Annotated in this window: 8 protein-coding genes and 1 pseudogene; 2 read left to right on the top strand and 7 right to left on the bottom strand. The window is 65.2% G+C overall.

The features are described from left to right. Both F1643_RS07755 and F1643_RS07750 read left to right on the top strand, forming a co-directional pair. A partial coding sequence (locus tag F1643_RS07755; protein WP_206692393.1) for a hypothetical protein occupies window positions 1-493 on the top strand: 493 nt, incomplete at its 5' end. 23 nt (window positions 494-516) lie between these two features. Further along, window positions 517-1,365, top strand: a complete 849-nt coding sequence (locus tag F1643_RS07750; protein ID WP_194912384.1) for a hypothetical protein — start codon at window positions 517-519, stop codon at window positions 1,363-1,365. Here F1643_RS07750 and F1643_RS07745 read toward each other — a convergent pair. The 7 genes and pseudogenes from F1643_RS07745 to F1643_RS07715 all read right to left on the bottom strand — a co-directional run bounded on the left by F1643_RS07745 (window position 1,346) and on the right by F1643_RS07715 (window position 7,752). Beyond that, entirely contained in the window at window positions 1,346-1,567 is a 222-nt protein-coding gene (locus F1643_RS07745) for a hypothetical protein (protein WP_194912381.1), read from the bottom strand. The two genes, F1643_RS07750 and F1643_RS07745, sit on opposite strands and share 20 nt — an antisense overlap. 650 nt (window positions 1,568-2,217) lie before the next feature. Continuing rightward, window positions 2,218-4,045: pseudogene (gene glmS, locus F1643_RS07740) on the bottom strand (glutamine--fructose-6-phosphate transaminase (isomerizing)). Window positions 4,046-4,097: 52 nt separating this feature from the next. Then, window positions 4,098-5,450 (bottom strand): bifunctional UDP-N-acetylglucosamine diphosphorylase/glucosamine-1-phosphate N-acetyltransferase GlmU, encoded by a 1,353-nt coding sequence (glmU, locus tag F1643_RS07735; protein ID WP_194912379.1) that lies wholly within the window; start codon window positions 5,448-5,450, stop codon window positions 4,098-4,100. 252 nt (window positions 5,451-5,702) lie between these two features. After that, window positions 5,703-6,623 (bottom strand): tyrosine-type recombinase/integrase, encoded by a 921-nt coding sequence (locus F1643_RS07730; RefSeq protein WP_255542516.1) that lies wholly within the window; start codon window positions 6,621-6,623, stop codon window positions 5,703-5,705. 211 nt (window positions 6,624-6,834) lie between these two features. Next, window positions 6,835-7,179 (bottom strand): hypothetical protein, encoded by a 345-nt coding sequence (locus F1643_RS07725; protein ID WP_206692397.1) that lies wholly within the window; start codon window positions 7,177-7,179, stop codon window positions 6,835-6,837. A gap of 2 nt (window positions 7,180-7,181) precedes the next feature. Continuing rightward, a complete protein-coding gene (locus tag F1643_RS07720; RefSeq protein ID WP_149224557.1) occupies window positions 7,182-7,364 on the bottom strand; it encodes a hypothetical protein in 183 nt (60 codons plus the stop codon). Window position 7,365: 1 nt separating this feature from the next. After that, a complete protein-coding gene (locus tag F1643_RS07715; RefSeq protein WP_194912376.1) occupies window positions 7,366-7,752 on the bottom strand; it encodes a ribbon-helix-helix domain-containing protein in 387 nt (128 codons plus the stop codon). Window positions 7,753-8,083: the final 331 nt, after the last annotated feature.

The following is an 8,083-nucleotide window of genomic DNA, read 5'->3' as shown; positions in this document are numbered from 1 at the left end:
AAGCCGGGGTTTCTGGGATGCGGTGATGCGGCAGTGGAAGGCCAACAAGACCTACCGGTCTCCGGTCGTCCACACGAACAACATCATGTCCAATGTCATGTTCATGGACATGGCGGATGTGCGGGCTACCGATCTGGTGCGGGGCGTCCGGTCGCTGCGGTATAAGGATGCCGCCTATCGGGAGGCGCTGGACCAGGGCGCCTTCGGCTCCGACCTGCTGGCCCAGGAAATCCGCGAGGAGGTTCTGAAGCCGATCCTGGAGGAGATCGAGCAGGCTGCGCTGGGTGGGCGGGGTGGAGGGCAGGCTCGCTTCGGCGTCGCCGGCAAGCTGGCCGACCGGCTGTGGTCGGGGGTGAAGGCGGCCGATGCGAAAATGCAGCGCGCCTACCAGATGGAGGACGAGGTGTTCCGCATGGCGCTCTACCTTCGCCGGCGGGGACCAGGGGCAATCGCCCGCAGCAGGCGGCGCTGGATGCCCGCGACACCTTCCTGAATTACGACATCCGGGCGCCATGGGTGAATGCCGCCCGCCGATCGGCCCTGCCCTTCATCGCCTACACTTATCGCGCTGTGCCGATGATCGCCCGCACGCTGGCGACGCGGCCATGGAAGATGGCGAAGTACTTCACGATGATGTACGCGCTGAACGCCCTGGCCTATTCGTTGGCGCCCGGCGATGAGGACGAGGAGCGCCGGTCACTGCGAGAGAACGAGCAGGGCTGGGCCTGGACCGGTGTGCCGCGCATGATGCGGCTGCCCACCCATGATCAGCACGGCAACCCGGTGTTCCTCGACATGCGGCGGTGGATACCGGCCGGCGATGTTTTCGACACCGGGCAGGGGCAGTGGACGATTCCGCTCCCTGGGTGGCTCCAGCCGGGCGGGCCGCTGATGATCGGTGCCGAGTTGGCATTGAACCGCTCCGCTTTCACCGGGCAGGACATCGTGAACGAGCACACCGACACGCTGGGCGAGCGGGCCGGCAAGACGGCCGGCTATGTCTACAAGTCGTGGATGCCGTCAGCCGCCTGGGTGCCGGGCAGCTGGTACTGGGACCGGATCGGGAACGCCATCACCGGGGCGCGGGATTGGTCCGGCCGGTCCTACTCGCTTCCGCAGGCGGTGGCCTCGTCCGTGGGCATCAAGGTGAAGCCGCAGGATGTGCAGGAGGGCTTCGCCGCCTGGGGCCGGGAGTTCGGCAAGGTGGAGCGGGAACTGGAGGCCTTGGCCCGACGCGCCAGTCGCGACCGGGAGCGCGGGCTGTTGAGCGAGACCGGCTTTGAGCGGCAGATGGAGGACCTGACGCGGAAGATGGGCGAGCTGGAGAAGCGCCGGAAGGAGACCTTCACAGGATCCAGCCGATGAGGACCAGGATCACGCCGACGATCAGCCCCGCCGTGGCACCCATGTCGCGACGGTACCAGGGAAGGGTGGATCGGTGGCGGACCATGTGACGGTCGAGGCGGTGCCCCATGATCAAGGCGCTGCCGATCGTCCACAACGCCGCCCAGCCGTCCATGACGCCGCGCAGGCTGAGGCGGGATATGAGGTCGCTCCACCAGGGCATGGACGGAGCATGGCGGGGGAGGGCGGCGGCGTCCAGCGTGGCGGGGCTGCAGGAAATGCGGGGGCCGGAATTGAGAAGGGCGCCCGAGTCCCGGACGCCCTTCCGACACGCATCAGATCCCCGTCAAGATCCCCGCATCCCCGCTATTCCGCCCGAACCGAAACCTTGCGAAGCATGAATGAACCGGGAATACTGCGGGAACAGATCACGAAACTCTGCCGGGGAGGAGCCCTCCGAAGGCAGAGGTCATGAGTTCGAATCTCGTCGGGTCCGCCATGAATTCAAGGGCTTAGCCGTTTCAGCGGCTGAGCCCTTTTCGTTTTGGTTCGCTTTGTTGCATGTGCCGAGTGGTTCTGGTTTTCACCTTGTACATGGTGTCTACCTCTGACCAGCCGACCAGCCGACCCGCTTCTCGTTAGAACTCTTCCGTCGGCCCGCGCCGACCCCCGGCATCCATGCCAAACCTCCCGGTCTCTCAGGCCATAGATGGAGGCTCTTCATTCTATCTGAGCAAGTGAATCCGAGACATACCCGCTCCCGCGGAAGCCAATCCTCGATTGAAGATACGCTTCCTCTAGAGCGGGCATCGCTCTATCATTTCATAGGCAGACAATTCGTCCGCCTAAAAACGACAATCTGCGTCTTTTACTTTACTCGACAGTCACCGATTTCGCCAAATTACGCGGCTGATCGACATCCGTCCCCTTCAGCACTGCCGTGTGGTAGGCCAGCAACTGCACAGGGATGGCATACAGCAGCGGGGGCGACCAGCGGGTCGCAGGCCGGGAGTTCGACCGACCAGCGGACCTTGTCCTTCAGCTTATCAATGCCCTTCTTGTCGGCCAGCAGCAGGACCTTGCCGGAGCGAGCGCAGACCTCCTGCACGTTCGACACCACCTTCTCGAACAGCGCGTCGGACGGCACCAGCACGATCACCGGCACATTGTCGTCGATCAGCGCGATGGGGCCGTGCTTCAGCTCGCCGGCGGCGTAGCCTTCGGCATGGATGTAGCTGATCTCCTTCAGCTTCAGCGCGCCTTCCAGGGCCAGCGGGTACATGGCGCCGCGGCCGAGATACAGCACGTCGCGAGCCTCAGATACCTCCTGCGCCAGTTCCTTCAGCCGTTCGTCATGGGCCAGCACGTCGGCGGCACGGGCCGGGACCTCGCGCAGGGCGTGGGCGATCTGCTGCATCCGCTCCTGGTCGATGGCGCCGCGGGCGCGGCCGACGGTGACGGCAAGGCAGGCCAGCGTGGTCAACTGGGTGGTGAAGGCCTTGGTCGAAGCGACGCCGATCTCCGGCCCTGCCATGGTGTAGAGCACGGCGTCGGATTCGCGCGCGATGGTGCTTTCCGGCGCATTCACGATCGACAGGATCTTCTGGCCCTGGCGCTTGCAGTAACGCAGCGCCTCAAGCGTATCCAGCGTCTCGCCCGACTGCGAGATGAACAGCGCGATGCCGCCCGGCGGCAGCGGGGCCTCGCGGTAGCGGAACTCCGAGGCGATGTCGACCTCGACCGGGATGCGGGCCAGCGTCTCGAACCAGTATTTGGCGACGAAGCCGGCGTAATAGGCGGTGCCGCAAGCGACGATGGTCAGTTTGGACGCGCCGGCCAGATCGAAGGGGAAGTCCGGCAGCGAGAACTCACCGGTTTCCGGGTTGATGTAGGCGTTCAGCGTGTCGCCGATGACCTGCGGCTGCTCGTAGATTTCCTTGAGCATGTAGTGGCGGTAGCCGTCCTTGCCGATCAGGGCGCCGGACACCGCGGTGGTCTTCACCGGCCGTTCCACCACCGTGTCGGCGGCGTCATGGACGATGGCGGCGGTGCGGCTGACCTCGACCCAGTCGCCGTCCTCCAGATAGCAGATGCGGTTGGTCAGCGGCGCCAGGGCGAAGGCGTCGGACGCCAGATACATCTCGCCGTCGCCGTAGCCGACAGCCAGCGGCGTTCCGTGGCGGGCGCCGATCATCAGCTCATGCTCGCCGGCGAAGATCAGCACCAGGGCAAATGCGCCGGTGAAGCGCTTGAAGGCGGCGGCCGACGCCTGGACCGGCGTCATGCCGTGCTGGTCCAGGTAATAGGTGACGAGATGGACGATCACCTCGGTGTCGGTGGCGCTTTCGAAGACATAGCCGTGGCCGGTCAGCTCGTCCTTCAGCTCCTGGTAATTCTCGATGATGCCGTTGTGGACGACGGCGACGCGCTTGGTCGCGTGCGGGTGGGCGTTGTTCTCCGTCGGGCCGCCATGGGTCGCCCAGCGGGTGTGGCCAATACCGACCGTGCCGGACAGCGGCTGGTCGCGCAGCTTCATGTCCAGGTTGACCAGCTTGCCCTCGGCGCGGCGGCGCTCGATGTGGCCGTTCACCAGGGTGGCGACGCCCGCGCTGTCATAGCCGCGGTATTCGAGCCGGCGCAGGCCTTCCACCAGCCGGGGGGATGCGTCGTGAATGCCGTTGATGCCGATGATGCCGCACATGGACCTGATGCTCCTGAAAAGATGCCGACCGGAGAGAAGACCCGAACCGATCCTACGCCTTTTTCGCTTTCTCGTTTTGCTTCCGTTCGCGGAAACGCTTCGCCCAGCCGGTGTAAGCCTTCTGACTGCCACGGGCGACAACCAGTGCGTCGGCCTCCACCGCCATCGTCACCACGCTGCCGGCGCCGACGATGGCGCCGTCGCCGATGACCACCGGGGCGACCAGCGCGCTGTTGGAGCCGATGAAGGCCCCGGCGCCGATCTCGGTGCGGCTCTTGGTGAAGCCGTCATAGTTGCAGGTGATGGTGCCGGCGCCGATGTTGGCCTTGGCGCCGACTCGGGCGTCGCCGATATAGGTCAGGTGGTTGGCCTTGGCCCCGGCCTCGATCACCGCGTTCTTCACCTCGACGAAATTGCCGATGTGGGCGTCCGGGCCGATTTCCGCGCCGGGGCGCAGCCGGGCGAAGGGGCCGATGACGGCGCCACTGTCGATGCGCACGCCCTCCAGATGGCAGTAGGGCTTGATCTCCACCCGGTCGCCCACCGTCACCCCGGCGCCGAAGAAGCAGCCGGGACCGACAACCACGTCGCGGCCGAGCTTGGTGTCGACGCTGAGAAAGGTGCTGTCGGGGTCGATCAGGGTGGCGCCGTTGTCCATCGCTGCCTTGCGCAGGCGGCGCTGCAGCAGCTTCTCGACCTCCGCCAGTTCGGCGCGGGAGTTGACGCCGACCACCTCGGCCGGGGCGGCCTCCACCACGGCGCAGGCCATGCCGGCGCGGCGCGCGATCTGGACCACGTCGGTCAGGTAATATTCGGATTTGGCGTTGTCGTTGCCGACGCTGCCGATCAGGTCGAACATGCGCGCACCGTCGAACGCCATCAGGCCGGCGTTGCACAGGGTGACCGCGCGTTCCTCCTCGCTGGCGTCGAGATACTCGACGATCTTCTCCAGCCCGCCGCGGGCATTCAGGATCAGGCGGCCATAGGCGCCGGGATTGTCGGGCCGCATGCCCAGCACCACCACCGCCGGGTCGGCGGCCTGCCGGCGCGCCTGTACCAGCGCGTGCAACGTGTCGGGCGTGACCAGCGGCGTGTCGCCGTACAGGACGATGACGTCGCCGGTGAAGCCCTCCAGCAGGCCGAAGGCGGCGCGCACGGCGTCGGCGGTGCCGCGCTGCTCGTGCTGGACCGCGGTGGGGTAGGGGGCGACGGCGGCGGCGACGCTGTCCATGCCGGGACCGACCACGACCACCACATGATCAGGGTCGAGCGCCTTCACCGCGGCCAGCACATGCCCGACCATCGGCCGGCCGGCCACCCGGTGCAGCACCTTGGGCAGATCGGATTTCATGCGCGTGCCCTTGCCGGCGGCGAGGATCACGCAGGCGAGCGGACGATGGGCCATGGTGGTGTTCCTGGTCGGACCTTGGTGTGGACGGGATGCGGTGGATGGTAGCCGAGTGATGAAAGCGCCGTACTTGAGCCGGGAAAGGTTAAGACATCACTGCTCCTGCGGGCGAAGCATCTTCCGGAGTGCGCACTGCACCATCGGCAAATCCGAGAGTGGTGTGCCACAGCACGCGAAGGAAGCCCAAGTCAACTTTTGTTTCAATCTGCAATAAACGAATGTTTCCAACGGGTTACCTGCCCAATTTTCCTACGTTTTCCGTCGGTAATTTTCCAGCTTCGCGATGGCGGCGTTCGCCCTTTGTCGCTGGTCCGCTTGACGTGTGTAAATTTCGAGGTTTTTCAGCGACATATGCCCGGTGATGGCCGCGATCTCCAGAGCCGAACAGCCGGCCTCCGCCAGCAGCGAGGCAGAGGCTTTCCGCAGGCCATGGAAAACGTAACCCTTCAGCTCTGGATGTGCTTTGATTGCCAAACGTACGGCATTGGAAAATCCTATTCTGTTCCAGGGCTGTTCGGAAGCGGGGTTAACCAGTATTGTCACGGAGGTAGCGTTTCTCTTCCACTCCGTCAACTCGGCCTTTAGGTCCGCGTGGCACGGTACCCACAGCCGGGTACCGGTCTTTTTTTGGGTAACCTGGATCGCAGAGCCGTCATAGTCATCCCACCGCATCTTGATGAGGTCGGATGACCTCTGACCGGTGTAGAGCGCCAGCACCACGGCGCGGCGCATAGGCTCCTTGAAGTGGGTGAGGGCGAAGTCGACCGCCCGGTCCGGCCACCGCTCCCATTCGCCGAGCTGCAACCGCTCGACGCCGGCGGCCGGGTTCGCCAGCACATACTCCCGGTCGACAGCGAACTTCAGCAGGATCGACCAGATGCTGATGATGCTGTTCGCCAGCCCCGGCCGATCGGCGTAGCTGTCACGCATGCCGAGGATGTGCCGCCTCCTGACGTCGGAGATCGGCACATGCAGCACCTCCTCGAACTTGCCGAGGACGCCCAGATAGTCCTTCTTCGTCGAAGGAGCGAGCTTGGTGTATTCGGGCGACCGCCGGTATTCCTCGACGATGGCGCCCACGGTTCTTGGTTCGTAACGGCGCTCTGGATAGCGGTATTCTCTCACTTCACCGCTTGCCAGGCGCCGCCTTACGATTTTCTCGCGCGGCATGACTTGCCCTTTCGAATGCCTGATCGGGATCGGCAGAACGCCGACCGCGGGGAGTGTACACCCGGTCGAAAGTCTCTCTCAGGGTGCGGATCGCCTGTTCCAGATCGGCCACCCGCCGGCGGAGAAAGACCAATTCGCGTTCCTGGGCGTTCACCGGTCCGCCTCCCGCTTTTGCTGCCGCTCCCTGCGGCCAGTCCGTTGAAAGTGCATTTCAGGAATCACGACGCAGGATGCAGGCCGCGACCGCGTCGCGGTGCCGGCCATGGGTGACGTCCATCAGGGCCCAGGTTCCCGACCTGCTGGCGAGCTGGTCCGCGAGGCTGCTGAAATCGAGTGCCCCCAGCAGTGCCAGCAGGACCGCCCGCTCGCCGGAGGACAGGACGCCGAACAGCTGCTCTGCCGCCCGCCACACACCGCCGTCGGCTTGGCTGTTGTGGGCGATCGCCACTGCGGTGAGCATCGCCCAGCACGAGCAGCCTGCAATGAGATCGGCGGGCAGACCGAGACGGCGGACAAGATCGCCGCCCGGTCCCGCGAGGAAATCCGACAGAGTCATGTTCACGGCAGTTCCTCCCGCACCAGCTCAGCGCAGTCGCGGTGGTAGCGCGCGGTGGACAATAGGCGCAGGCGACGGGAGGGGAGGCTGGTGTTCCCCGCCTCCCGCTCGGCCCGGCCGGCTTCTTCCAGATGCCACCGGACGAGGCCGGCGACGATCACGGTCTGTTGCCCTGCGCCGGTCATTTCAGTTCTTCAGCGGGCTGACCACGAAGCCGCGCCCATATGGCCGCCGCGCCTCGCCCAGGAACTCCAGCACCGCCGCCGGCGCCGTGTAGGTTTGCAGGAACAGCCGCACCATCGCCGTCAACGGCAGATCGGTGGCGTGGAACCGCTCATGCACAGCGCTGATCAGCACGTCGCGGTTCGCGTAGCCCTCCAGCTCCGCAATGTGGTCGAGCAGCAGCCAGGACGTGACGTCCAGCCGCATGGAGGTCCGGTGCGAGGTCCGACGGTTGGCGATCACCACATTGTAGGTGACCAGCGGCGTCGCGCCGTCCTTGGGCAGTGCCGGCGCCATGTGGCGCAGCGTGCGCTCCATCTTCCCGGACAGAACGCCGAAGCTTCGATCCATCGCCACGTTCTGCGGCCCGTCCCTGCGTTGCAAACGGGGCCCTGATCGCTCCCTTCATCGGTCGCACTCCAACAGCGCCTGCATCCAAGGGTGCTGGCGTTCACGCCATACCCTGTATTAGGATGGGCGGTATACCGTGATTTCGTCAATGGCAAAAATCACGGTAAAGCGATCAATCTGGAGCCCTGCCTAGTTGCCGCCCGGTGGGGCTCGCCCTCGTCGCCTGCCGTCACCGCGCAACCTTCGGAAACCGTTCGAGAAAGGATGCAACTTTTTCTTTTGCTTGGCCTGGGCGGTGCCATAGGATGCCGCGGCCTCTCACCTTCCCAGC

The sequence above is a fragment of the Azospirillum sp. INR13 genome (assembly GCF_015390205.1).
Lineage (GTDB): Bacteria > Pseudomonadota > Alphaproteobacteria > Azospirillales > Azospirillaceae > Azospirillum.
The sequence above is the reverse complement of the archived record's forward strand: the minus strand, read 5'-3'. Positions and strand labels throughout refer to the sequence as shown.

Excerpts from the sequence above, each read along its gene's own strand:
- F1643_RS07745 (WP_194912381.1), bottom strand. The coding sequence starts at position 1,567 with ATGCCCTGGTGGAGCGACCTCATATCCCGCCTCAGCCTGCGCGGCGTC.
- glmU (WP_194912379.1), bottom strand. The coding sequence starts at position 5,450 with ATGGCCCATCGTCCGCTCGCCTGCGTGATCCTCGCCGCCGGCAAGGGC.
- F1643_RS07730 (WP_255542516.1), bottom strand. The coding sequence starts at position 6,623 with ATGCCGCGCGAGAAAATCGTAAGGCGGCGCCTGGCAAGCGGTGAAGTG.
- F1643_RS07725 (WP_206692397.1), bottom strand. The coding sequence starts at position 7,179 with ATGACTCTGTCGGATTTCCTCGCGGGACCGGGCGGCGATCTTGTCCGC.
- F1643_RS07720 (WP_149224557.1), bottom strand. The coding sequence starts at position 7,364 with ATGACCGGCGCAGGGCAACAGACCGTGATCGTCGCCGGCCTCGTCCGG.
- F1643_RS07715 (WP_194912376.1), bottom strand. The coding sequence starts at position 7,752 with ATGGATCGAAGCTTCGGCGTTCTGTCCGGGAAGATGGAGCGCACGCTG.